The sequence below is a fragment of the Marivivens donghaensis genome (assembly GCF_030410045.1).
Lineage (GTDB): Bacteria > Pseudomonadota > Alphaproteobacteria > Rhodobacterales > Rhodobacteraceae > Marivivens > Marivivens donghaensis.
Genome location: NZ_JAUFRA010000004.1, coordinates 172,829 through 197,112, shown reverse-complemented (window position 1 = coordinate 197,112; position 24,284 = coordinate 172,829). Strand labels below are relative to the sequence as shown.

The 24,284-nt window shown below is 57.5% G+C and carries 21 protein-coding genes; 10 read left to right on the top strand and 11 right to left on the bottom strand.

Annotation, left to right across the window (positions count from 1 at the left end; all coding sequences use genetic code 11):
- A complete protein-coding gene (locus QWY83_RS04400) occupies positions 1 to 1,299 on the top strand; it encodes a 3-deoxy-D-manno-octulosonic acid transferase (protein WP_249946421.1) in 1,299 nt (432 codons plus the stop codon).
- Here the strand turns inward: QWY83_RS04400 and QWY83_RS04395 are convergent.
- From QWY83_RS04395 to QWY83_RS04375, 5 genes are all read right to left on the bottom strand, one after another.
- A complete protein-coding gene (locus tag QWY83_RS04395) occupies positions 1,286 to 2,077 on the bottom strand; it encodes an SDR family NAD(P)-dependent oxidoreductase (RefSeq protein WP_249946422.1) in 792 nt (263 codons plus the stop codon). The two genes, QWY83_RS04400 and QWY83_RS04395, sit on opposite strands and share 14 nt — an antisense overlap.
- Entirely contained in the window at positions 2,070 to 2,777 is a 708-nt protein-coding gene (locus QWY83_RS04390; RefSeq protein WP_249946423.1) for an acylneuraminate cytidylyltransferase family protein, read from the bottom strand. The genes QWY83_RS04395 and QWY83_RS04390 overlap by 8 nt, the downstream gene beginning before the upstream one ends.
- Positions 2,774 to 3,697 carry a Gfo/Idh/MocA family protein gene (locus QWY83_RS04385; protein ID WP_249946424.1) on the bottom strand — a complete coding sequence of 308 codons (924 nt, stop codon included), beginning with the start codon at positions 3,695 to 3,697 and terminating at the stop codon, positions 2,774 to 2,776. Before QWY83_RS04385 ends, QWY83_RS04390 begins: the two co-directional genes overlap by 4 nt.
- Before the next feature lie 57 nt (positions 3,698 to 3,754).
- Positions 3,755 to 4,918: a M20 aminoacylase family protein gene (locus QWY83_RS04380; protein WP_249946564.1), complete on the bottom strand. Its 1,164-nt coding sequence runs from the start codon at positions 4,916 to 4,918 to the stop codon at positions 3,755 to 3,757.
- 64 nt (positions 4,919 to 4,982) lie between these two features.
- Positions 4,983 to 6,323 (bottom strand): NAD(P)/FAD-dependent oxidoreductase, encoded by a 1,341-nt coding sequence (locus tag QWY83_RS04375; RefSeq protein WP_249946425.1) that lies wholly within the window; start codon positions 6,321 to 6,323, stop codon positions 4,983 to 4,985.
- Positions 6,324 to 6,596: 273 nt separating this feature from the next.
- Here QWY83_RS04375 and QWY83_RS04370 point away from each other — a divergent pair, with 273 nt between their 5' ends.
- From QWY83_RS04370 to QWY83_RS04350, 5 genes are all read left to right on the top strand, one after another.
- Positions 6,597 to 7,595 carry an ABC transporter ATP-binding protein gene (locus tag QWY83_RS04370; RefSeq protein WP_249946426.1) on the top strand — a complete coding sequence of 333 codons (999 nt, stop codon included), beginning with the start codon at positions 6,597 to 6,599 and terminating at the stop codon, positions 7,593 to 7,595.
- Positions 7,588 to 8,574, top strand: coding sequence for an ABC transporter ATP-binding protein (locus QWY83_RS04365; RefSeq protein WP_290245505.1), 987 nt, complete (start codon positions 7,588 to 7,590; stop codon positions 8,572 to 8,574). The genes QWY83_RS04370 and QWY83_RS04365 overlap by 8 nt, the downstream gene beginning before the upstream one ends.
- 57 nt (positions 8,575 to 8,631) lie before the next feature.
- Positions 8,632 to 10,335: a peptide ABC transporter substrate-binding protein gene (locus QWY83_RS04360; protein WP_249946427.1), complete on the top strand. Its 1,704-nt coding sequence runs from the start codon at positions 8,632 to 8,634 to the stop codon at positions 10,333 to 10,335.
- A 67-nt stretch (positions 10,336 to 10,402) separates the two neighbouring features.
- Complete coding sequence (locus QWY83_RS04355) at positions 10,403 to 11,410, top strand: ABC transporter permease (RefSeq protein ID WP_105235419.1); 1,008 nt, start codon at positions 10,403 to 10,405, stop codon at positions 11,408 to 11,410.
- Positions 11,403 to 12,335: an ABC transporter permease gene (locus tag QWY83_RS04350; RefSeq protein ID WP_249946428.1), complete on the top strand. Its 933-nt coding sequence runs from the start codon at positions 11,403 to 11,405 to the stop codon at positions 12,333 to 12,335. The genes QWY83_RS04355 and QWY83_RS04350 overlap by 8 nt, the downstream gene beginning before the upstream one ends.
- Before the next feature lie 11 nt (positions 12,336 to 12,346).
- Here QWY83_RS04350 and QWY83_RS04345 read toward each other — a convergent pair whose 3' ends face one another.
- Complete coding sequence (locus tag QWY83_RS04345) at positions 12,347 to 13,642, bottom strand: DUF3422 family protein (protein ID WP_249946429.1); 1,296 nt, start codon at positions 13,640 to 13,642, stop codon at positions 12,347 to 12,349.
- Positions 13,643 to 13,765: 123 nt separating this feature from the next.
- Positions 13,766 to 14,938, bottom strand: a complete 1,173-nt coding sequence (locus QWY83_RS04340) for a type III PLP-dependent enzyme (protein WP_105235422.1) — start codon at positions 14,936 to 14,938, stop codon at positions 13,766 to 13,768.
- A gap of 302 nt (positions 14,939 to 15,240) precedes the next feature.
- Between QWY83_RS04340 and QWY83_RS04335 the strand changes: the two genes are divergently transcribed.
- The gene (locus tag QWY83_RS04335) at positions 15,241 to 15,837 is read left to right on the top strand and encodes a pseudouridine synthase (protein ID WP_249946430.1); all 597 of its coding nucleotides are present in this window, start codon (positions 15,241 to 15,243) and stop codon (positions 15,835 to 15,837) included.
- On the opposite strand, the gene QWY83_RS04330 is transcribed toward QWY83_RS04335, so the two are convergent.
- The 4 genes from QWY83_RS04330 to QWY83_RS04315 all read right to left on the bottom strand — a co-directional run bounded on the left by QWY83_RS04330 (position 15,838) and on the right by QWY83_RS04315 (position 20,152).
- Complete coding sequence (locus tag QWY83_RS04330) at positions 15,838 to 16,428, bottom strand: thioredoxin family protein (RefSeq protein ID WP_249946431.1); 591 nt, start codon at positions 16,426 to 16,428, stop codon at positions 15,838 to 15,840. It lies immediately after the preceding gene.
- Positions 16,429 to 16,522: 94 nt separating this feature from the next.
- Positions 16,523 to 17,998, bottom strand: a complete 1,476-nt coding sequence (locus tag QWY83_RS04325; RefSeq protein ID WP_249946432.1) for an NAD(P)(+) transhydrogenase (Re/Si-specific) subunit beta — start codon at positions 17,996 to 17,998, stop codon at positions 16,523 to 16,525.
- A gap of 13 nt (positions 17,999 to 18,011) precedes the next feature.
- A complete protein-coding gene (locus QWY83_RS04320; RefSeq protein ID WP_105235426.1) occupies positions 18,012 to 19,583 on the bottom strand; it encodes a Re/Si-specific NAD(P)(+) transhydrogenase subunit alpha in 1,572 nt (523 codons plus the stop codon).
- A gap of 119 nt (positions 19,584 to 19,702) precedes the next feature.
- A complete protein-coding gene (locus QWY83_RS04315) occupies positions 19,703 to 20,152 on the bottom strand; it encodes a methyltransferase family protein (RefSeq protein WP_249946433.1) in 450 nt (149 codons plus the stop codon).
- A gap of 116 nt (positions 20,153 to 20,268) precedes the next feature.
- Here QWY83_RS04315 and kynU point away from each other — a divergent pair, with 116 nt between their 5' ends.
- Genes kynU through QWY83_RS04300 form a run of 3 tightly spaced genes read left to right on the top strand, consistent with a single transcriptional unit; the run spans position 20,269 to position 24,211 of the window.
- On the top strand, positions 20,269 to 21,462 hold the full coding sequence (gene kynU, locus QWY83_RS04310) for a kynureninase (RefSeq protein ID WP_249946434.1): 1,194 nt from the start codon (positions 20,269 to 20,271) through the stop codon (positions 21,460 to 21,462).
- A gap of 59 nt (positions 21,463 to 21,521) precedes the next feature.
- Entirely contained in the window at positions 21,522 to 21,986 is a 465-nt protein-coding gene (locus tag QWY83_RS04305) for a (2Fe-2S)-binding protein (protein ID WP_249946435.1), read from the top strand.
- A gap of 2 nt (positions 21,987 to 21,988) precedes the next feature.
- Complete coding sequence (locus QWY83_RS04300; protein WP_249946436.1) at positions 21,989 to 24,211, top strand: xanthine dehydrogenase family protein molybdopterin-binding subunit; 2,223 nt, start codon at positions 21,989 to 21,991, stop codon at positions 24,209 to 24,211.
- The last annotated feature ends 73 nt before the right edge of the window (positions 24,212 to 24,284 follow it).

The following is a 24,284-nucleotide window of genomic DNA, read 5'->3' as shown; positions in this document are numbered from 1 at the left end:
ATGATTGCACAGTTCCCCACTCCACGATTACGCCGCTGGCTTTCGCTCTACAAGGCGGCTTGGATTATCGGATTTCCGCTGATCCTGATTTACCTGTGGCGTCGCGGACAGAAGGATGCACTTTATTTGCAGCACCTTAAGGAACGCTTTGGAACGCACAAACCGATGCCGAAATCGGTCTGGATCCATGCGGTTTCACTGGGCGAAATGCGCAGCGCGGTTCCTCTGGTTCGGGCGTTTCTCGACCGTGGAGAAACGGTTGTCACCACCCACTTCACCCCCACAGGGCGCCGTGAGGCCGAGCGTGTCTTTGCCGATGAGATCGCCGCTGGGCGACTTCGCGCGGTTTGGGTGCCGTTCGAATTCCGCTGGACCTATGCCAAGTTCTTTCGCGCTTTCACCCCGAAATACGGGCTGGTGATGGAGGTCGAGATTTGGCCCGCGATGATCACCGAATGTCGTCGCAAAGGCGTGCCGCTCTTTATGTGCAACGCGCAATACCCGTCCAAGAGCTATGAGCGCGATCAAACCAAAACCCCTGCCCGCGCCGACCTGATGCGCGGCTTTGCGGGTGCTCTGGTGAAATCCGCCCTTCAACGGGATCGTTTCGCGAGCGTTGGCGTCACCAACATCGCCATCACGGGGGAAACACGGTTCGAACAACCGATCCCTGCTGAGCTGCCCGTCGCTGGTGTCGCAGCGCGCGCATGGATGGCTCCTGATCGCCCCGTGATCACCATCGCTAGCGCCGTCGAGGGCGAAGACGAGGTGTATATCGACGCGATTAAGGCGACACGCGGCGAGAATGCTCCGCTCTTTGTCTACGTGCCGCGCAAGCCTGAACGCTTTGCCGAAGTCGCAACGATGCTCCGTGATGCGGGACTTTACGTGGTGAACCGCACGGCCTGTTTCGACGCGTTTCTGCAAGGCCGGGGCAACGCGCCACAGGTCGATGTCCTCTTGGGCGACAGCATTGGCGAGATGTATTTCTACCTCGCCATGGCGGATAAGGTCATTGTTGGCGGTGGCTTTACCCCTTACGGCGCACATAACGTCATCGAACCGCTGGCGATGAAGAAACCAGTGATTGTCGGGCCAGATATCCACACCATCGAATACCCCGCTGTTGAGGCAATTACCGCAGGCGTTTGCACCCACGTTCAGTCAACAGCCGAGTTGATAAACGCAATCGGGGCCGACCCGCAGGCCGACCCCGATCAGATTGACGCGTTCTTTACCGAACACACGGGCGCCGTTCAAAAAACGCTCGCAGCGATTGACGTGTTTACCACGCGCTAAAGCCACCATCGACGTTGACCAACTGGCCTGTCATGTAGCCCGACTGCGGGCTGGCAAGGAACAACATCACGTCCGCGATTTCATCGGGCTCGCACATGCGGCCCGCCATGATCAATTCGCCCACGCGGCGTTGGAATTCTTCGGAGTGGTTGTTGAACACAGCCCCCGGCGCAATGGTGTTCACCGTCGCCTTGCGCGGTGCCCAGTAGCCAGCCAGCCAAACGGTCAGGCCGTGAATACCCGCTTTGGTCACGCCATAGGCCGAGAAGTTCTTGAACGGCATGCCGTCATAAATCGGGTGGTGTGCGCCGTTCAGCGCATACATCGACGCAACGTTGATCAGCGTGCAGTGCCATTTGCCGACAATGTCGCGATCCATCTGACGCGCAATCATAAACGCGCCCGTTAGGTTCGTGCGCAGGGTGCGTTCGAAATCTTCGACACTGGTGTCCGCGAAGTCAGGGAACGGTTTGCCCGCGCCCATCAACAACTCGCCCGTGATCGCCGCGTTGTTCAGAACGACGTTCGGTTCCCAGCCATCGGCCAGAATGCGTTTGAAAATCTCGGAACAGCCATCCTCATCGCCAACGTCTAGGTCATAGAAACGGAAGTTCTCGTTCGAGCCGTGCTTTTCAACCAGCGCATCCGCGCGGTGGCCTTTGAGGTCAGAGGCGATGACACGCGCGCCTTCATCAAGCATCCGCCGCACATAGGTCGAGCCCAGAACACCGCCAGAGCCTGTAATGAAAACCGTGCGGCCTTTGAGTTGATCAGCCATTGGATGCCTCTTTCAGTCGGTCATTAAGTAGGAATTCTACGAGTTTGAAATCAAACGGACTATCGATGTCGACGCAACGATCTGCATCCATCAAATAGGGAATAACGCGCCCCTCGTAGAGCGATTTCGTAGTCTTTAGGTAATCTGGTTTGACCACATATGTGCTTGCCGCGTGTTCATAGACGGTCGGCGCCGCCTGACGCGCTACGACACCACCGGGGAGAGGTTTCGACACATGCAGTGCACCCGTTTCATCGGGTTCCACAAGGTTGAAATAGGGGTTCTTGCGTGCCTCACAGCAGGACATGACCATATCGGGGTGCTCTGCATGATAGAGCGCCAGCGCGTCTGTGATGTCCGACGGCAACCGCAAAGGCGAGGTCGCATCGAGATCCAGAAACGCATCGACCTTGCCGATCAGTGCCTCGGACGCCTCAAGCGCATGCTGCCACACGCCCCATTTACCAGCCGCATCCGTGGCGAGGTGATCAGGACGCAACCCAATCGCCAGTGTGCCCTTGGCAACGGCGTGTTCGTAAATCTCTTCATCATCGGTCGAGACAACAACTGCATCGACCTGCGGATGTTCGAGCAATTGTTCCAGCGACCAGTCGATCAGGGGCTTACCGCAGATCGGTTTGAAGTTCTTACGCGGAACCCCCTTAGAGCCCTTGCGGACGCCGATATGACCCAAAATCATGGGATCTCCTTTGTGATGTGCCCAATGAACTGCCGTGCTTCCCAAGCGGCGGCGGTGAGCGCTGTACTGGCGGTCACGCGGTCAATGCGTGGCAGCAGTCGGTTTGTGGTTTCGCGCCCCTCAAGGAGCGCAATCCAGTCGCGTGTGATCCCCACGAACATCTCGTTCCGTTCGAGCGGCAGATCAATTAGGCGGGCACCGGTGGCGTCTTTGACTTCGTAGCGTTGAGCCGCAAAATCGAAATCGTAGATCGCATCGACGCCATAGACGATCGTTCGACGGTGAAGCTGGGGGGTCAGATAATCCATCCCAATCGACCCTTCGGCCCCCGCCCGCGTTTGCACGGTCAGTCGCGATGAAAAATCAACGCCATCGTAATTTGGATGACCAACGGATGTGACCGATTTGAGCGTAAGGTCGGGGAACAGAACCGAGGCCATGTCGATCTCGTGGCAGAGGTCCAGCAGCACACCGCCGCCGTCAGCCTTCGCCGCATAGCTTTCCGAGAATTTCCAGTTTTGCCGCCATTGCGTGACGTCATGCCCGATATCGAGGCTAAAACGCACCGCGCTCGACATATCCAGATCAGCCAAAGCGCGGAACGCAGGGTGATAACGCATCATCAAACCGAGCATGGTGCGATCTGCGACTTTTGCCGTCAGGCGATCAATCTCTGCCAAGTCAGCCGCCCGAAAGGCGAGCGGTTTTTCGATATACATCGGAAGGTCGCGATCCGCCGCATCCGCAATCGGACCCGTACGAACGTCCGTCGCGGTCGCAATCACAGCAGCGTCGCAGCCATCCAAAACGTCAGGGCGATAGCTGCGATATGGCACCTGAACAGCGTCGATGCCGAGAGAAACAAGGTTATCAAAATGGCGCCGACCAATTGAACCAGCGCCGATCACCGCAATCCGCATGTGACCTCCCAATACTTTGTTCTGGAATGGCACATGCGGCGCGTTTCTGCAACGGGATCAGGCGGCTGGCATCCGTCGTTCAACGATTTCCGCCCACCAGCTACAGCCCGCAGGAATGGCTTCGTCGTTAAAGTTATATTCGGGGTGGTGCACCATCGCGGTATCCCCGTTCCCAACGAGGATATAGGCCCCTGGCCGTTCCTCTAGCATATAGGCAAAGTCCTCACCGCCCATAACGAGAGGCGCCTCAGCACAGGACCCCGACACGGATGTCGCTACCTCAGCCGCAAAGGCGGTCTGTTCTTCGTGGTTCACCATCACAGGATAGCCGCGATAGTAATTCACCTCGGCCTTCGCCCCCATTGCGGCCGCGGTGAGGTCTGCGATTTTGCTAAGTCGATCCTCGGCCAGATCGCGGTTGTGACGTGACATGGTGCGCACGGTGCCCTTGAGCGTCACGCGCTGCGGGATCACGTTGAACGCTGTAGAGCTGCTCTCAACAGATGTGACCGACACAACGATCTGTTCGACGGGATCAGCATTACGGCTCGCGATGGATTGGAGCGCGGTGATGATCTGCGCCGATGTGACAACGGGATCAATCGTCTCATGCGGTTTCGCCGCATGACCGCCCCGCCCTTCAACGACGATCTTGAACTGGTCGGTCGCAGCAAAGAACGGACCCGGACGAATGGCAAAGGTTCCAGCAGGAACACCGGGCCAGTTGTGCATGCCGTAGACCTCTTGGATATTCCAACGATCCATCATGCCATCCGCGCACATTTCGCGACCACCGCCGCCGCCTTCTTCGGCGGGCTGGAAGATCACGACGACCGTGCCGTCAAAATTCCGCGTCTCCGCAAGGTACTTCGCAGCGCCCAAGAGCATCGCGGTATGACCATCGTGACCACAAGCATGCATCGCGCCCTCGGTTTTCGACGCATAGGGCAGACCAGTTGCCTCAAGTATGGGCAGCGCATCCATGTCCGCGCGCAGTCCGACCACCATGCCTTTGGTGTCGGTCTTGCCTTTGATCACGCCAACAACGCCCGTGCGACCGATGCCCGTGACGATCTCATCACAACCAAAGCTCTCTAGTTTTTCAGCAACAACAGCAGCGGTGCGATGGGTTTCAAACAGAATTTCGGGGTGTTCGTGCAGATCACGTCGCCATTCGGTGATCTCATGATGCAGTTCAGCTAGGCGGTTTTTGACGGGCATCTGCCCCTCCATTCTTTTGATCATTTATTCAAAACTGGTGCAAAGCACGCAGCGGTTCAAGGGGTCAGACACTTGGTCCGAGATCGATAGGGCTCCCATCAGTGAAACGTCCAAAGCGGAAACGGCTCAGATCATGCGACGGGGTTTGCCCGTTCACCAATTGCGCCGTCACCCGCCCGATCCCTGGCCCGATGCCGAACCCATGGCCCGACATGCCTGTGGCTAGCGTGAGCCCCTGCAGGGTCGGCACATGGTCCACAATCGGTACCACATCGGGCATTGTATCAATCATCCCCGCCCAAGCGGTCGCGATTTTCACTTCACCCAATTGCGGGAAGGCTTCGGCGAATTTTTGGCGGATATCTTCGACGATACGCAGGTTAGGTGCGGGGTTCAGGATGCGCATCGCCTCGAACGGGGACGGTTCATCGTCAGCCCACTTTCGCGGGGTCGTCCACGCATCGGGATAGCCCTTAGGCGCGCAGAGTTTGTAGCGCGTGCCAAACGGGTCCTCGGCCAATTGTTTCAGAAACTTCGGCAGCGCCCGAAACGCGTCTGGTCCGATAAACAACTCATGGAACCCACCCGATGCTAGGGAATACCCCCCGTCGGCGCGGTGACGGAATGCAATCTGATCGTCGACACCACCGCCCGCAAAGACCTCTGGCAACGGCGTCGTCGCGGCAACGGTCGCCCGCACGGACAGTTGTGGGATCGAAATACCGTGGCGGCGCAGAAACAAGGACGACCACGCGCCCCCCGATAGGACAACCCGATCTGCCGCGATACGCCCAGATTCGGTCACGACGCCAACCACACGACCTGCCGCGATGTCCAACCCACGCACGGCGCAATTTTCGCGGATCACAATGCCCGCCCGCGCAGCGGCACGCGCCATCGCAGGAACGGCCAACCACGGCTCTGCCTTCATGTCAGAGGCCGTATACATCGCCCCCGCCCACTTCTGTGAGGGCATCAGATCAGCCGTCTCAGCCCGCGTCAGCATGCGAGTATCGAGCCCCGCATCGCGGGCATATGGCATCCACGCTTCGAAATCGGCCAAGTCCTTTTCACGTCGCGCAAGGTAGGCCACTCCGCTTGTCCGTAGACCAATATCTTCGCCAGCTTCTGCCGCCATATCACGCCACATCTGCCGCGCTTCGATAACGATCGGCAGCTCCGCAGGGTCACGCCCCTGGGCCCGTATCCAGCCCCAATTACGTGACGACTGCTCACAAGCCACGCGCCCCTTTTCCAAGAGAACGACCTTTTGCCCCTGACGCGCCAGTTCCCACGCGGTCATCACACCGACGACACCTGCACCAATAACCACGACGTCAGCCGCATCGGGCAGAGGCGCATCGTGTTCAACTGGAGATGAGTCGAGAATCGGGAATTTGATCATTTTTACCTCTCATCCCAAAGCTGACCCGCCAATTTCACCTTCGCAAGCCTTTAGCGTGGGGCAACGTAAATTTTTGACCAAACGCTTAAATCTTTAGCAACAAAGGGTTTCAGCGATCACACCTCATGGTTTCGTAAGGTCAGTCTGCAACTGTCACAAATTCGTCTTGCGAGTCAGCTTTTTCATGCTACCGTTTGGTCAAATTCTACGTTTTACAGATCAAGGTTCGGACGTTTTCTACTTTGATTTGAACCACTTGCGGAGGGTCGCCTCGTGCCAGACACTGTTAAGCCCATCCTCAGCGTGGAGGGGCTTCAGACCGTTTTCAATACCCGCAAGGGTGAAATCCATGCGGTCAATCACGTCGATTTTGACCTCCGCGCGGGGGAGCTATTGGGCGTGGTCGGTGAGAGCGGATCAGGCAAATCGGTGACGATGATGTCGCTGCTAAAGCTGCTGCCGATGCCGCCTGCAGAGGTCCGAAATGGCCGCGCGATGTTTGACGGGCGGGACCTTTTACAACTATCGGATGATGATTTGCGCACTGTCCGTGGCGGTGAAATTGGGTTTGTGTTTCAGGACCCGATGACGTCCTTGAACCCCGTATTCACCGTTGGCTTCCAAATTATGGAGCCACTGCGGACCCACATGGGTCTGTCCAAACGGGATGCAAAGAAGCGTGCGCAAGAGTTGTTAGAACTGGTTGGTATTCCTGATGCCGCGCGACGGCTAGACGATTACCCTCACCAATTCTCGGGCGGGATGCGTCAGCGCGTGATGATTGCCATCGCGTTAGCCTGTGATCCTAAGGTTCTGATCGCGGACGAACCGACAACGGCACTTGACGTGACCATTCAGGCGCAGATCCTTGAACTGATGAAGGACTTGCGGGACCGTTTGGGAATGGCTGTGATCTGGATCACCCATGACCTTGGCGTGATTGCGGGCATCGCGGATCGGGTGATGGTCATGTATGGCGGGCAAATCGTTGAACATGCGCCTGTTAAGGAATTGTTCCGCAATCCGCAGCATCCCTACACAAAGGCCCTGCTGAAAACGGTGCCGTCCCTGTCGGGCGAGCGTGCGAAACGGTTGACAGTAATCGAAGGGCAACCGCCGATTTTGTCCTCAGCGCCGTGCGCCTGTTCCTTCCGCGATCGTTGTCCGCAAGCGATGCCGCGCTGTGGCACCGAAAATCCCGCACGATACGGGATTGGCAACGGCCATGATGCGGCGTGTTTCCTCGTAGAACCAGAGGTCGCCCATGTTTGACGCTCCCACCCCGCTGGTTCGCGTTCGCGACCTTAAAATGCATTTCCCGATCTATTCGGGCCTGTTCCGCAAACGCACGGGCGAAGTTAAAGCCGTCGATGGCGTGTCCTTTGATGTGTTCGAGGGCGAAACGCTCGGCCTCGTTGGTGAATCGGGCTGCGGGAAATCGACCTGCGGACGTGCCGTTCTGCGGCTTTATGATATTACTGAAGGCGAGATCACGATTGATGGCGCAGAGATTGGCACCAAGGATCAATCCGACCTGCGATCAATGCGCCCGGTCATGCAGATGGTGTTTCAAGACCCGCAAGCCTCGCTCAACCCGCGTATGACGGTTGAGGCGATCATTCGTGAACCTCTCGACGAACACACAACACTGTCTGCTGCGGAGAAACGCGAAAAGGTTCTGGAACTAATGGACGCGGTGGGTTTGAACCGCGCCTTTGCAGGCCGTTATCCCCATGCATTTTCGGGCGGACAACGGCAGCGGATAGGGATTGCGCGTGCGCTGGCTCTGAACCCAAAGTTCATCGTTTGTGACGAACCGATCGCCGCGCTGGATGTGTCCATTCAGGCGCAAGTCGTGAACCTGCTTGAGGACCTGCAAGAGCAGTTCGGCCTGACCTATCTGTTTATCAGCCATGACCTATCGATGGTCCGCCACATCGCGGACCGCGTGGCCGTCATGTATCTGGGCAAAATCGTAGAGATCGCACCGTCGGACGTTCTCTACACCGCGCCCAAACACCCCTACACGCAGGCGCTGTTGTCTGCGGTTCCAGAACCCGACCCTTCGGCTGATGCACGTGGGGAACGGATTGTGTTGCAGGGCGATGTTCCGTCCCCGTCCAACCCGCCCAAAGGCTGCAACTTCTGCACGCGCTGCCCAAAGGTCATGGACATCTGCAAAGAGGTCGAACCAGCGTCGGTGGAGCTAGCCCCCGGACACGTTACGGCCTGCCACCTTTATCAAAACTGAAGAGCGGGATCACACCCGTCCCTAACGGCCTATCGGCCATCACAATAGGAGAGGAAAATGAAACTTAAGACGATCCTAATGGGCGCTGTTGTCGGCCTTGCCGCCGCACCCGCCTTTGCCGAGCGCGGAAGCGACGGCCATGTGAACATCATCTATTGGCAAGCGCCGTCCACCATGAACCCGTATCTGTCGGGCGGCACAAAGGACATCGAGGCAGCATCCCTGACCCTCGAACCGCTTGCACGCTATGACCAAGACGGCGCGATGGTCCCCTACCTCGCCGAGAGCGTACCGACCGTTGAAAACGGTGGCGTGACCGAAGACCTCACCCAGATCACTTGGGTCATCAAAGAGGGTCTGCTGTGGTCCGATGGCAGCCCAGTGACCGCGAACGACGTGGTCTTTACCTATGAATATTGCACCGCCGAAGGTGGTGGCTGTGCGCAGGGCGCTAAATTCGTTGGTATCGAAAGCGTAACGGCTGCAGATGACCGCACCGTGGTCGTCAAATTCGAATACCCGATGCCGAACCCTTACCAGCCCTTTGTTGGTCACGAGAGCCCGATCATTCAGGCCGCTCAGTTTGCTAACTGCCTCGGCGCGAATGCTCCGACCTGCACCGACGCAAACTTTATGCCCGTTGGCACTGGTCCGTTCGTTGTCACCGACTTCCGTGTGAACGACGTGATCCAGTTCGTTGCCAACGCGAACTATCGTGATCCCGCAAAGCCTGCCTTTGCGACAGCAACTCTCAAGGGTGGCGGTGATGCGATGGCAGCGGGTCGCGCTGTTATGGAAACTGGCGAATTTGACTACGCATGGAACCTCCAGCTCGCACCTGACGTGATCGAAGAACTGGCCGCTGGCGGCAAAGGCGAACCGATCTCTGGCTTCGGCACGCTGGTTGAACGCATCGAAATCAACCTCACCAACCCATCGCCGGACCTGCCCGAGGGCGAGCGTTCGACCGTTGCGCATCCGCACCCCTACCTCTCTGACCCAGCCGTCCGCGAAGCGATGTCCATCGCAATCGACCGCGATCTGTTGGTTGAGGTTGGCTACGGTCAGGCGGGTCGTGCGACCTGTAACCTCGTCCCTGCGCCTGCACTTTACGCATCGGACAACACCGCATGTCTGACCCAAGATCTGGACCGTGCAAAAGCACTTCTGGATGCTGGCGGCTATGTAGACACCAACGGCGACGGCGTGCGTGAGACACCCGATGGTCAGCCAATGACGATCCTCTACCAGACCTCGACCAACGCTGTGCGTCAGGACTTCCAAGCCCTGATCAAAGAATGGTGGGAAGAAATCGGTCTGTCGGTTGAACTTCGCAACATTGATGCGTCGGTCTACTTTGGCGGTGACCCAGGTTCGCCGGACACCTTCCAGCGTTTCTATGCTGACGTAGAGATGTATGCGAACAACTTCCCAGGCACTGACCCGCAGGCTTATCTGTCCGCTTACAAATGCGACCAGATCCCGAGCCCAGACACTCAGTGGCAAGGTGAGAACATCAACCGCGTTTGTGATCCAGCCTATGACGCTATGATCACTGAACTGGGTCAAACAGGTGAGTTGGAAGCTCGCGGTGCGCTGGCACGTGCGATGAACGACTACCTGACCAAAGACAGCAACATCATCATCCCGCTTGTGGACCGTGGCCGTGTGTCCGCGAAATCTAACACGCTGGGCGGTGTTGTCCTGAACACTTGGGACTCTGAACTGTGGAACGCTGCTGACTGGTTCCGTAGCGAATAATCCTAACGGGCGCGGCGGGTTACCTGCCGCGCCTAAACTATCCTGACCGCAGCGGATTACCCCACTCATGCTGACTTACACGATCCGACGGCTTCTGCTGGCCATCCCGACGCTTCTCTTTATTGCGTTGGTGATTTTCTTGCTTCTTGAGCTTTCCCCCGGCGATCCGATGGCACAAATGCCAATGTCGATCCCGCCCGAAGTCAAAGAACGCATGCGCGAAGCTTTGGGCCTCGATCAGCCTTGGTGGGTGCGGTTTTATCTCTGGCTCTATCAGTTCTTTGTGGTCGAGCCGCAGTATTGGATTGATGGCCTCTTTGGCACCGACTTTGCCGAAGGTGCGCAGCGGATCATTTCGTTCCAATCGAAAAGCCCCGTCTTTGACATTATTGCCGAACGGATCCCCCAGACCCTCTGGGTGGTGGGTATGTCCTATGTGGTTGGCGTCTTGATTGCGCTGCCCATTGGGATCGCGTCGGCTTACTATCAGTATTCATGGTTCGACCAGATCGGCACGTTTATTTCGATGGTTGGGTTCTCTGTCCCGACCTTCTTTACAGGCGTCCTTCTGATCGTGATCTTTTCCGTGAACCTCGGCTGGTTCCCGTCGATCTACGACACGACCTTGGTCGTCGATAGCTGGGCCACGCTCGGCCAGCAAATCAAACAGATGGCGATGCCTGTGTTTGTGCTCGCGCTTTATAACGCGGCCCAAATCAGCCGCTTCATGCGGGCTTCTATGCTCGACAACTTGGGCCAAGATTACGTCCGCACCGCCCGCGCCAAAGGAATGCACGAAAAGGTCGTCGTCCTGCGTCACGTGCTGCGCAATTCGATGATCCCCGTGGTGACCGTTATCGCACTCGGTGTCCCCCAAGTCTTTGGCGGTGCGATTATCACCGAACAAGTGTTCAAGGTGAATGGGCTGGGGCAACTTTTGATCCTCGCCGTTCAAGGCAACGACATTCCGATGGTCATGACCCTGACCTTTATCTTTGCCGTGTTGATCGTTCTCTTTAACTTGATTGCAGATGTCCTCTACGGCCTGCTCGACCCGAGGATCCGCTATGACTGACGCAACCCTCGTGAAAACACCATCGCAGGCACGGGAAATCTGGGACCAGTTCCGCCAACACCGCGGAGCGATGATTGGCCTCGGCTTTCTGATTTTCATCACGCTCTTTGTTATTGTCGGCCCCTACCTTTGGGATCTCGACCCGACCAAGTCTGACATTCGAAACAAGAACATGCGCCCCTTCTACATCGGCATGTTGTTCGGCGAAAAATGGGGATGGAACCACCCGCTGGGGTCCGACAACCTTGGCCGCGATGTGCTGGCAAACCTGATGTATGGCGGGCGGATCTCGCTTGCGGTGGGTTGGACGGCGATGTTGCTGTCGCTGATCATCGGCACCTTGGTTGGCGTTCTTGCTGGCTATTTCAAACGGCTGGACGGCCCGCTGATGCGCTTTACCGATCTGGTTCTGTCGTTGCCGCTCCTCCCACTCCTCCTCGTCATGATGCTCTTGTTCCGCGACGCCTTGCGGGCAGCCTTTGGGCCTGAGTTGGGTATCTTCCTGCTGATCGTAACGGGGATCGGGATCACATCATGGATGAACACCGCGCGGATCGTGCGTGGCGATGTGCTGACGATCAAGGAACGGGAATATGTGCTGGCGGCACGATCCATCGGTGCACCGTCGCGCAGGATCATCACGCGCCACCTGCTGCCCAACGTACTGTCACCGATCATGGTCTCGGCTACGCTCGGCCTCGCCACTGCGATCATCACCGAAAGCGCGCTGTCGTTCCTCGGCCTTGGCTTCCCGTCGGATTTCCCGACATGGGGCAAACTGCTCTTTGACAGCGTAGACCGGATGGAGAGCTTCCCCGAACGCGTCATCTGGCCGGGCCTCGCGATTTCGCTGACCGTTCTGGCGGTGAACTACATCGGGGACGGCCTGCGCGACGCGCTCGACCCACGGATCAGGGGGCGCTAAGCCCCCCGCCCTTAGTGGTGCATGGATTTCTGGATACGGCGAAGGATCAGCCAAACCGCAATCACAACCGTCGGCGTCACTGTCGCGTAGAGCCAGTATTTCTCAATGTGGAACAGTTTTTCGACTGGCGCCAAAACATAGAGAACAAGGTTCAGCGCGTAGTAGCTGATCGCCACGACAGACAGACCTTCGACCGTGCGCTGAAGCCTGAGTTGCAGGTCAGAGCGTTGATCCATGCTGGTGAGCAGCGCTTGGTTCTGGGCGGACCGTTCCACATCGACCCGCGTCCGCAATAGATCGCCCGCGCGGATTGCCCGTTCGGACAGATCATTCAGGCGCTTTTCAGTCGATTTCACCGTGCGCATCGCGGGATCAAAGCGGCGCATCATGAACTCACCAAAGGTCTGACGCCCACCAAAGCGTTCCTCGCGCATGATGCTAATCCGCTGGTTCACGATGGTCTCATAGGCCCCTGTCGCACCAAAGCGGAACGAGGTTTGCGCGATCAACTGCTCTAGCCCTGCCGATACATCTAAGAGCGATTGTAGCGTGTCCGCGGCATCAACCTCTGGATTGCTCATCCCCGTAACAAGCGCGGTGAGCTTTTGTTCTAGTTTACCCAATTCAGGTCCGATGGACCGCGCCCTCGCGAGGCCTAGCATGGACATGGTTTTATAGGTCTCAACCTCGCAGAGGCGCTGAACGACACGACCAATCCGACGCTCCCCGCACGCCTCGGCCGCGAAGATGGCAAAGCGCATATGACCCGCGGAATCGATCCTGAAATCACCCGCAACAATCAGCTCACCATCCAACATACGACTGACAGCGAGGCTCTCTGGCACGAACCAATCGTCGATACGTTTGATGATATCCTCATCCGACGGCATCGGCTCAATACGGATCAGGGCAGAGGTCATACGCGTCCCCGGTGCGGATTCGAGCCAATCCGTTGGGAACAGCCCAAAGGTCGCCGCGTCATAGGGACGGTCCGCCACCCCATCGCCAAGAATGGTGTAAGTCACAAACTCTGTATGGCTTTCCCATTTGAGCCAGTGCCGCCCGATCTGCCCGAAATAATGGGTCGCATCCGGTTGCGGATGAGAGGCCCCAAATCGGTCAAGGAGCGCGATCAGGTGGGCACGGTCCGCCTCGCGGTCACGGCCAACGGCGTTCTGTGCAGGCTTGAGCGCCAAATACGCAGCCCGCCCCGGCGCCTTAATCACAGGGAAAGGACGCGCATGGAGTTCATTTGCCAATGCGTAGCGGAGGGGGTGATCTTCGAATGTCGCGGTCATAATCTGCATAGCCTTAGAGTATAAGCGCGCAGCCTAGCCAGCAATCATCACATATCAAGTAAAAAAATACTTAAATACAAATACTTAGCGGCACACATTGGTATACTGTGTGCCGCTAAGTCAATTTTATGGTTAGATGCAAACCACTTCGAGCGGAGGGAAGCCGTTAAAGCAGACCGACGAATAGGTCGAAGTGTAGGCCCCTGTATTGCGGATCAGAACGCGATCACCAGCCCGCAGGGTCATCGGCAGCGGCATCGGACGCTTTTCATAGAGCACGTCAGCAGAGTCGCAAGACGGACCAGCCATGATGCACGGCCCCATCGGATCGTCGTCACGTGCGGTTTCAAAGCGGTAGCGGATCGCTTCGCCTTCGGTTTCAGCAAGACCCGAGAAACGGCCAATCGACAGGTAGACCCAGCGGTGCACGTCACGGTCGGATTTGCGGCTCACCAGCAGGGCTTCAGCGACAATCACGCCAGCCTCAGCCACCATACCACGACCAGGCTCTGCCATGATGGTTTCAACGTGACCGAATTTCTCTTCGACCATAGCCATAACAGCCGCAGCATAGTCGGTCGGGGCTTGGATCGGTTCGTTGTAGAACGCAGGGAAGCCACCACCGATGTTGAGAAGGGTCAGGTCGTGGCCTGCGTCTTTTGCAGCGTGCCAGATCTGCGCAAGCGCATCGAGGGAAGGCCCCCACATCGCAGCTTCGCGGGTTTGAGACCCCACGTGGAACGAGAACCCAACAGGGTTCAGGCCCAGCGATTTCGCATAGTCCAAAAGACGCACAGCCGTATCGCCGTCGCAGCCGAATTTACGGGTCAGCGGCCAGTCGGCCTGAGACACTTCAACGATCAGGCGGATATAGACGTTCGAGTTCGGAGCAAACTCTGCGATCTTTTCCAGCTCTTCCTCTGCGTCTGCCGCAAAGAGGGTGATGCCCGATTCAAATGCCCACGCGATGTCCGACGGACGTTTGATGGTGTTGCCAAACGAAATCGTTTCGGGGCGTGCACCTTGGGACAGGCAGATTTCGATCTCTGCACGCGATGCCGCGTCAAAATGCGAGCCCTTTTGGACCAGACGGTGGATAACATCCAGCGCAGGGTTTGCTTTGACGGCATAGTGAATGTCAGCGCGGCCAAGGCCAGCTTTGAGAGCGTTATACTGCTCTTCAACGCGATCAACGTCGATCACGAGAGTCGGGCGATCAAAATCATTCGCAGCGACATAAGCATCAAGGCGGGAAGGATCAAAAACACGGGTGGCGTCAGCCGCCCCGGCAAATTGTGCAGTCATCGGTCATCTCTCCAAAAGACCCGGTCCCAGAATGGTCCCGACCAGTTTTCCAGTGAGACGTTACCGTCGCTGCATAACACTCGGGTATGTGCCCGAGGCCAGAGGCGCGTGCGTTGGCGTCTGTGTGAGCGGGCATGTGATGCAAACGCAGAGTCGTTTCAAGAGAAAATTTGCATGAGGGCAAAATAATTTTTGCATCGGCGGTCTTTTGATCAAATCCCTTATTTTCAAGGGCTTCATCGGGGTGGATTTGATCAAATCAATGAATGGCGCTGATAGGGATTCAAGGGTAAGACAACAGCATGGCTAGACTGATCCTCTTTAACAAACCCTTTGACGTTCTGACCCAGTTCACGGACGCAAAGAACCCCACCCCGCGCCGCACCTTGTCAGAGTTCGGATTACCCTCTGGCGTCTACCCTGCAGGGCGTCTGGATCGGGATAGCGAGGGGCTGCTATTGTTGACCGACAACGGCCCGCTGCAAGCCGCAATCAGCAATCCAATGTATAAAGAGCCGAAAACCTACCTCGCGCTCGTCGAGGGGGCCGCGACCGACGCGGACCTTCAGCCACTGCGTGATGGCGTGACGCTCAACGACGGCCCCTGTCGTCCAGCCAAGGCGCGTGTGATCGACGCCCCTGCCCTGTGGGAACGTGACCCACCCGTGCGGTTCCGCAAGACGGTGCCTGATACATGGATAGAAATTACCATCACCGAAGGGCGTAACCGTCAGGTACGCCGTATGACTGCGGCAGTTGGGTTCCCAACCCTGCGGCTGGTTCGGTGGCAAATTGCAGACTGGACCGTCGAGGGGCTGGGTCTGGGCGAATGGCGCGAAATCGACGTTCCCGCCCCCGCGCCCAAAGTCATCCGCCGTCCGTTCAAACGCCGTTTCTAATCACCAAACGTCAGGATCGATCCCCTGCTCTGCAAGGGCTGCGAATTTGTCCTGAAGGTATCGCTGGAACGGCTGGACCTCATACTGTCCTTCGGCAACATATTCGAGGGCAGAGAGATGGTGGAACGGTTTGAAATAGCCCGGAAGCCGGAACGCTTCGGCACTGCGTAGATCCGTTGCCCCGACACGCGCGGCAGGGAAAAACACCTGAGTGGGCGTGAAATTTACACCCCATTTTTGCGCAAGCTCACGCTCTTCGATTTCTTCGCCGTCAAAGTCCAGAACGGCACGCGACCCCCACATATCCAACTGAACCACATCAAAGTTCTGGCTCATGTAGTCGGTGATTTCAGGACGTTGAAAATTCACCGCATGCAATTCGCGGCAATACGGGCAGCCCCTTTGTTCAAAGATGACCAATAACCCACGCCCGTTCGCAGCGGCCTCTTCATGGTCATAGGCGAGCTCTAAAAAACTATCGAGAAAGAACGGCTGATCGTGCAGCCCATCATCCCTCAGCACCAATTCAGCCAACGCAGGGGCCGCAGCAAAAGATGCCGCTACGCTGGCCACAAAAGTTCTGCGGTCCATTGGTTTCCTCCCTGTTCGCACAAGTACCATACCACAAGGCGGAACGAAAAAAGCCCCGCATTTCTGCGAGGCTTTCTGTGCGTAACTGTGAAAGTTACTGGATTTTGGTGAGCAGTTCGTCGAGCGACTTTTTCGCGTCGCCGTAGAACATGCGGGTGTTCTCTTTGTAGAACAGCGGGTTTTCGATGCCCGAGTAGCCAGTACCTTGACCACGCTTGGATACGAACACCTGTTTCGCTTTCCAGCATTCCAGAACCGGCATACCCGCGATTGGGCTGTTCGGGTCTTCTTGGGCGGCTGGGTTCACGATGTCGTTCGAGCCGATAACGATCGCAACGTCGGTCTCAGGGAAGTCCTCGTTGATCTCGTCCATTTCGAGAACGATGTCATAAGGCACCTTCGCTTCAGCCAAGAGAACGTTCATGTGACCCGGCAGACGGCCTGCAACAGGGTGGATCGCAAAGCGAACGTTCTTACCACGTGCGCGCAGACGCTTGGTCAGTTCAGAGACCGACTGCTGTGCCTGTGCAACGGCCATACCGTAGCCCGGAATGATGATGATGTTGTCAGCTTCTTCCAAAGCCGTCGCCACGCCATCAACGTCGATCGCAACCTGTTCGCCTTCGATTTCCATCGCTGGGCCAGCAGTGCCGCCGAACCCGCCAAGGATTACGCTGACGAACGAACGGTTCATCGCTTTACACATGATGTAGGACAGGATTGCGCCCGACGAACCAACCAGCGCACCCACAACGATCAGAAGGTCGTTGCCGAGCGAGAAGCCGATCGCAGCCGCAGCCCAACCCGAGTAGGAGTTCAGCATCGACACAACGACGGGCATGTCAGCGCCACCGATACCCATGATCAGGTGATAGCCGATGAACAGCGCCGCGAGGGTCATGATTGCCAGCGGCAGCATACCACCCGTGTTGAAGTACCAAACAAGGCAGAGCGCCGAGATGATCGCTGCGCCAGCGTTCAGCATGTGACCGCCCGGAAGCTTGGTCGCAGCCGAGGACACTTTGCCAGCCAGCTTGCCATAGGCGATGACCGAACCAGTAAAGGTCACAGCACCGATGAAGATACCGAGAAACAGTTCAACACGCAGGATGCTCTGTTCAACAGGTGTTTTATGCGCCAGCAGTTCAGCGAATGCACCGAGGTGCATTTCATGTAGCATTGTCTGCTTGCCTGCTTCGGACAGGGTCGGCGACAGGCCACCCATGATCTCCATGACGTTCGAAAGTTCGAAGTGTGCGATAAAGCCAACGAACACAGCCGCCAGACCAACGAGAGAGTGCATCGCAGCAACCAGCTGCGGCATCTCTGTCATCTGAACCTTCATCGCGACGTAGTAGCCGATCAGACCACCGCCGATGATGAGCAGGACCGACAGCAACCACAGACCAGCGCCAGGGCCGACGAGGGTTGCTGCTACCGCCAGCGCCATGCCGACGATGCCATACCATACTGCGCGTTTTGCGCTTTCCTGACCCGACAGACCGCCAAGCGACAGGATGAAGAGGACAGCCGCGACCACATAGGCCGCTGTAGTAAATCCGAATTCCATGATCCCCTACTCCTTACGATTTCTGGAACATGGCGAGCATGCGCCGTGTCACGAGGAAGCCGCCGAAGATGTTGATGCCGGCCATAAAGACCGAGAGCGCGGCGAGGATAATCACCAACCACGATCCGGACCCGATTTGCATCAGAGCGCCCAGAATGATGATCGACGAAATTGCGTTTGTCACAGCCATCAGCGGTGTGTGGAGCGAGTGGCTCACGTTCCAAATCACTTGGAAACCGATGAAGACAGAGAGAACGAACACGATGAAGTGCTGCATGAACGACGCTGGAGCAACCAGACCGATCGCCAGAAGGATCGCACCACCGATAGCCAGCAGAGTAACCTGCTGTTTGGTCTGTGCTTTGAACGCGGCGACTTCTGCAGCGCGTTTTTCTTCGGGTGTCAGCTCTTTCGGTTTTTCCTGCGATTTCGCAGCAATCGCCTGAATCTTGAGCGGCGGCGGCGGGAATGTAATCTCGCCTTCGTGAGTGACGGTCGACGAACGGATTACGTCGTCTTCCATGTTGTGAACCACGACACCGTCTTTGTTCGGGGTCAGGTCGGTCATCATGTGACGAATGTTCGTCGCATAAAGGGTCGATGCCTGAGCCGCCATACGCGACGGGAAGTCAGTGTAGCCGATGATGGTCACACCGTTCGGGGTCACGATCTTTTCGTCTTTGACGGTCAGTTTGCAGTTGCCGCCTTTTTCAGCAGCAAGGTCAACAATGACCGAACCCGGTTTCATGGCCTGAACCATGTCCTCGGTCCAAAGCTCTGGCGCTTCGCGGTTCGGGATCAGCGCGGTGGTGATCACGATGTCGACTTCCGGTGCCAGCTCGCGGAATTTCTTCAGTTGAGCTTCACGGAATTCAGGCGAAGAAACCGATGCGTAACCGCCTGTTGCGGCGCCGTCTTGCTGTTCTTCTTCGAAATCGAGGTACACAAACTCTGCGCCCATCGATTCAACCTGCTCGGCCACTTCGGGACGAACGTCGAATGCGTAGGTGATTGCACCCAGAGAGGTCGAGGTACCGATTGCAGCCAGACCAGCCACACCAGCGCCAACAACCAGAACTTTCGCAGGGGGAACTTTACCAGCAGCGGTGATCTGACCCGTAAAGAAACGACCGAAGTTGTTACCCGCTTCGATAACCGCACGGTAGCCCGCGATGTTCGCCATCGACGACAGCGCGTCCATCTTCTGAGCGCGCGAAATACGCGGAACCATTTCCATCGCAATAACGCTAGCGCCTTTCGAAGCAGCCAGTTTCAGGCCCTCTTCGTTTGCACCAGGGTTAAAGAAGGTGATCATGGTCTGGCCTTTGGACAGACGCTTGATCTCTGCGTCGGTCGGAATGCGGACCTTTGCAACGATGTCGACAGCTTTGAACAGCGCCGCAGCGGTTTTCACCACTTCAACGCCAGCCTCTTTGTACATCTCGTCGGAAAAGCCAGCATTTGCGCCAGCACCGGATTCGATTACGCACTCGTAACCTAGCTTCTGTAGATCCTTAGCCGAAGCAGGAGTCATAGCGACCCTGTTTTCGCCCTCGAGTATCTCTTTAGGTGCGCCGATTTTCACGGACAATCCCCCTTAAAATTTCCTCATCCAGAACCGCATACCCAAAGCAATTTTATTTCACAAGCGATGGTTATAAAGTATACAAATGCATACTGAACAAGGCGTTAGAGTGTTAACGCTCACAACCAGCGTCGGGTTTTTAGGCAGTACCGCGCAAAGTCCGCGCGAAACGTTTTTCGCATCCGATTTTCCTCTGGGATGATGAAATGTTTTTCGATCCACCAGACGAAAATTGGCAATAATGGCAATGCGATAGGCGCATCGAGCCAGAGGATCGCCCCAGCCAGCACCAGCGCATCGCCCAGATAAATCGGATTTCGGGTCCGTTTAAAGATGCCCGACTGCACCAAATGGGTCGGAACGCGATGTGGTACGAAGGTCGTGCGCCATTTCCGCATCTCAACGACCGCAAGAAGCATCAAAATCACACCGCCACCGATCAAAACGCCCGACAGCAACTGCGTCAAAGGGTGTTCCAACGACAGATCAAAGGGATCATTCATACCCAGCCACCACGCGAGCGCGATGCACAGGGCCAACCAGACGGGGGGAATATCAATCATTTTCATGCGCCAACCCTGACTCTACGCGGATGAACTGTCACGCCCGATTTCGCGTCACGTCATGCGACAGGTGGGCGCGGTAGGGCTTGCCAAATCGTGCGGCACTATATTTCCATCGTGCCATGACTGATTTCTCAAAAACCCGCGATATGTTCGATCTGCCCGAGAGCGTGATCTATTTGGATGGAAACTCCCTCGGCCCGCTGCCGCGCTCGGCTTCGGCTCGTGTTGCCGCGCGAATGGCCGTTGAATGGGGTGCCATGCTGATCACCGCTTGGAATAAGGCGGGCTGGATGGATGACCCGCGTCGGATCGGGGATCGCGTTGGACGCCTCGTCGGTGCGGCGGCAGGAACAATCGTGATGGGCGATACCCTGTCGATCAAAGTGCATCAGGCTTTGGCATCTGCGTTAGACCTTCGTCCCGACCGTCGGGTGATCCTCTCGGACACGGGGAATTTCCCGTCTGACCTCTACATGGCGCAGGGGCTCGTTGGGACCATTGGCAAAGGTCACAGCCTGAAAACCGTTGCACCTGAGGCGGTGATTGACGCGATTACGGATGAGGTCGCCGTCGTTATGGTGACAGAGGTCGACTACCGCACGGGCCGCAAACACGACATGGCCGCGATCATCGCCAAGGCCCACGCGGTCGGCGCATTGGTCATCTGGGATCTCGCGCATTCCGCAGGCGCTTTGCCCGTCGCCCTGACCGAGAGTGGCGTCGATTTCGCTGTGGGCTGCACCTATAAATTCCTCAACGGCGGACCGGGTGCGCCTGCATTCATCTATGTCCACCCCGACCTCGCCCCGAACTGCCGCCCTGCCCTCTCTGGTTGGCTCGGCCACGAGGCACCCTTTGCCTTTGATCCCGACTACCGCGCTGGCGGTGGCATTGATCGGATGCGCTGCGGCACGCCACCCGTTTTGGCGCTGGCTGCTTTGGACGCAGCGCTGGATGTGTGGGACGAGGTGGACATGGACGACCTTCGGGCACGCTCCATCGAGCTATCAGAACGGTTCATCAAAGGGGTCGAGGCCGCCTGCCCGATGCTCACGCTTGTCAGTCCGCGTGACCCTGCCCAGCGCGGATCGCAGGTTTCTTTCGCCTTTGAAAACGGCTATGCCGCTATGCAAGCCGTGATCGCTCGAGGCGTCATTGGTGATTTCCGTGCGCCGAACATCATGCGTTTTGGTATCACACCGCTTTATCTCTCTGAGGACGACATTGATCGCGCCGTAGAGATCATCGCGGACGTCATGACCAACCGCCTTTGGGACGATCATCAATACAAAAAACACGCCGCCGTCACGTAAGCTGACCTTTCAGCGGAAAAAGTAAGTCCTATATCCTTCGTATCAATCAGGAGGCGATGATGGCACGGACACTGACGATCAATGGGACCGCCCATGCGGTGGACTTGCCCGATAATGTGCCCTTGCTCTGGGTGCTGCGGGACGCGCTCCACCTGACGGGCACGAAATATGGATGCGGCGTTGCGGCCTGCGGTGCCTGCACTGTGCACATCGATGGGGAGGCTGTTCGGTCCTGTCAGGTCGCGCTCGGCGATGTATGGGGTGCTGTCACCACCATCGAAGGGATCGGCACGCCAGGTTCCGTTGCCGTGGTCCAACAGGCGTGGATCGATCATCAGGTCGCGCAATGTGGCTACTGTCAGTCAGGCCAGATCATGCAAGCCGCCGCCCTCCTCGCGCAGAACACAGCCCCCACCGACGACGATATTGACGAGGCGATGAACGGCAACCTCTGCCGTTGTGGCACCTACCCCCGTATCCGCGCCGCGATCCATGACGCCGCCAAAAAACTGCAGGAGGCGTGATCATGTCCCGCATCGGTAAAATCGCTCGCCGCACGTTTCTCTTTGGCGCTGTTGCTGTCACAGGCGGCGCGGCGTTCGGCTATTACAAAATGGTCGAAACGCCACCGAACCCGCTGACGCCTGACACAGGTGCCGCGCTAAATGCCTATGTGATGATCGACGCCTCGGGCATCACGATTGTCGCCCCCCGCGCCGAAATGGGCCAAGGCGTTCAGACCACACTAGCAGCCCTTGTCGCAGAAGAACTGGATGTCACGCTCGATCAGATCACAGTGATCCATGGTCCCCCCGCGAAGGCGTATTTCAACCAAGCGCTGTTGGGCAACGCGATCCCTGTGATCGACTACCAACGCAAACCTTGGGTGCACGATGCAGCCGAATTCGTTGGGAATGCTGCGAAATTCCTGAACCTTCAGGTGACGGGCGGTTCAACCTCAACCCGCGACGCCTATGTGAAAATGCGCGATGCAGGTGCGCAGGCACGGCAAATGTTGATCGAGGCGGCCGCCAAACGGCTGAACGTCGCGGCGACAGACCTGCGGACCGAAACGGGCATGGTCATCGCGCCTGATGGCACTTCCATTCCTTACACCGACCTCGCGACCGACGCCGCTGCCTTGCCTGCGCGAAACGTTACCCTACGCGATCCGAGCGACTGGAAAATCCTCGGTACCTCGCAGCCCCGCACCGACATGGTCGCGAAATCGACGGGCACCGCGACTTATGGCGTCGATGTGCGTTTGCCCGACATGAGGTTCGCGACGGTCAAGATGAACCCCAAACGCTCTGGCATGCGTGGGTTTGATGCCTCTGAGGCGCTCCTGATGGATGGCGTTGAAAAGATCATCGATCTTGGTGATGGTGTCGCGGTGGTGGCGACAAATACGTGGCTCGCCATGCAGGCGGCTGAAGCAATCGTTTTTGACTGGGAGGACGCGACCTACCCTGCCGACACTGCCGCCCAGTTTGCTGTCATCGAACAGGCATTTGACGGCGCCCCGAACAGCACCGCCCGCGATGAAGGCGATGTTGAGAGCGTTCCAGCCGAGATCACTGCCGAATACCGCGTCCCCTTCCTCGCCCATGCCACGATGGAGCCGATGACGACCACCGCGCTCTACACGGGCACAGCACTAGAGCTTTGGTCCCCGAACCAAGGTCCGATCCTCGTGCGCGATTGGTGCGCAAAGGCCGTTGGTTTAGAGCCCGAGCAAGTCACTGTTCACACGACCCTTATGGGCGGCGGTTTTGGACGACGTGGGGAATATGACTTTGCCGTCCTCGCCGCGCGTGTAGCCCGCGAAATGCCCGACACGCCCGTTCAGGTCACATGGTCCCGCGAAGAGGACATGCGCCACGATTTCTACCGCCCTGCCGCAATTGCCCGCCTGTCAGGCACTGTGCAGGACGGCAAAGCGGTGATGCTCTCTGCCGATGTCGCAGCGCCATCGTGTTCGCATCAAGCGATGGAACGCTGGCTCGGTCGTGCGATGGGTGGGCCTGACAATGAACTGGTCGCAGGCGTATACGACCAGCCCTATGCCATTCCGAACTATCGGGTCCGTGGATACAAAGCCGACCTCGACGTCCCCGTTGGGTTCTGGCGGTCTGTGGGCGCGAGCTACGGCGGCTTCTTCTTTGACAGTTTTATCGACGAAATGGCCCATGCTGCGGGACGCGATCCGATTGAGTTTCGTCTGGAACTCATTACCCCAGAACACGCGCCCAGCGCCAAAGTCCTCGAAACAGTTCGCGACATGTCGAACTGGAATAGTCCGCTCCCCGCGGGCGTCGGGCGCGGCGTGGCGTTTACCTATTCGTTCGGCACCCCCGTGGCCCAAGTCACCGAAGTGCGCGACACGGGCCGAGGCATCAAAATCGAAAACGTCTGGATTGCATGTGATCCGGGCGTCGCCCTCGACCCGAACAATATCAAGGCCCAGATGATGGGCGGCTGCATCTACGGCCTAACCGCGGCCATCCACGGTGAGATCACACACACAAACGGCGAAGTCGATCAGTTCAACTTCCCCGACTACGACGGCCTCCGCATGGCGAGTTGCCCGCAAATTGAAGTAAATGTTCTGGAAAATGCACCTCACATCAGTGGCGTAGGAGAGCCAGGAACGCCCCCAGCGGCGCCTGCATTGGCCAATGCATTGTTCAGCCTGACGAAACAAAGGCCTCGGAGCCTTCCTCTGTGGCGCGATTATAGCTTCGTCTAGAAAGGCACTGTTTCCAAATGGAGCAAATTTTCTAACCTTTTGGACATAATGATGCCCCAATTCGCCACGGACT

Coding starts and splice junctions, on each gene's coding strand:
- QWY83_RS04400 (WP_249946421.1), top strand. CDS start 1: ATGATTGCACAGTTCCCCACTCCACGATTACGCCGCTGGCTTTCGCTC.
- QWY83_RS04395 (WP_249946422.1), bottom strand. CDS start 2,077: ATGGCTGATCAACTCAAAGGCCGCACGGTTTTCATTACAGGCTCTGGC.
- QWY83_RS04390 (WP_249946423.1), bottom strand. CDS start 2,777: ATGATTTTGGGTCATATCGGCGTCCGCAAGGGCTCTAAGGGGGTTCCG.
- QWY83_RS04385 (WP_249946424.1), bottom strand. CDS start 3,697: ATGCGGATTGCGGTGATCGGCGCTGGTTCAATTGGTCGGCGCCATTTT.
- QWY83_RS04380 (WP_249946564.1), bottom strand. CDS start 4,918: ATGCCCGTCAAAAACCGCCTAGCTGAACTGCATCATGAGATCACCGAA.
- QWY83_RS04375 (WP_249946425.1), bottom strand. CDS start 6,323: ATGATCAAATTCCCGATTCTCGACTCATCTCCAGTTGAACACGATGCG.
- QWY83_RS04365 (WP_290245505.1), top strand. CDS start 7,588: ATGTTTGACGCTCCCACCCCGCTGGTTCGCGTTCGCGACCTTAAAATG.
- QWY83_RS04360 (WP_249946427.1), top strand. CDS start 8,632: ATGAAACTTAAGACGATCCTAATGGGCGCTGTTGTCGGCCTTGCCGCC.
- QWY83_RS04355 (WP_105235419.1), top strand. CDS start 10,403: ATGCTGACTTACACGATCCGACGGCTTCTGCTGGCCATCCCGACGCTT.
- QWY83_RS04350 (WP_249946428.1), top strand. CDS start 11,403: ATGACTGACGCAACCCTCGTGAAAACACCATCGCAGGCACGGGAAATC.
- QWY83_RS04345 (WP_249946429.1), bottom strand. CDS start 13,642: ATGCAGATTATGACCGCGACATTCGAAGATCACCCCCTCCGCTACGCA.
- QWY83_RS04340 (WP_105235422.1), bottom strand. CDS start 14,938: ATGACTGCACAATTTGCCGGGGCGGCTGACGCCACCCGTGTTTTTGAT.
- QWY83_RS04335 (WP_249946430.1), top strand. CDS start 15,241: ATGGCTAGACTGATCCTCTTTAACAAACCCTTTGACGTTCTGACCCAG.
- QWY83_RS04330 (WP_249946431.1), bottom strand. CDS start 16,428: ATGGACCGCAGAACTTTTGTGGCCAGCGTAGCGGCATCTTTTGCTGCG.
- QWY83_RS04325 (WP_249946432.1), bottom strand. CDS start 17,998: ATGGAATTCGGATTTACTACAGCGGCCTATGTGGTCGCGGCTGTCCTC.
- QWY83_RS04315 (WP_249946433.1), bottom strand. CDS start 20,152: ATGAAAATGATTGATATTCCCCCCGTCTGGTTGGCCCTGTGCATCGCG.
- kynU (WP_249946434.1), top strand. CDS start 20,269: ATGACTGATTTCTCAAAAACCCGCGATATGTTCGATCTGCCCGAGAGC.
- QWY83_RS04305 (WP_249946435.1), top strand. CDS start 21,522: ATGGCACGGACACTGACGATCAATGGGACCGCCCATGCGGTGGACTTG.
- QWY83_RS04300 (WP_249946436.1), top strand. CDS start 21,989: ATGTCCCGCATCGGTAAAATCGCTCGCCGCACGTTTCTCTTTGGCGCT.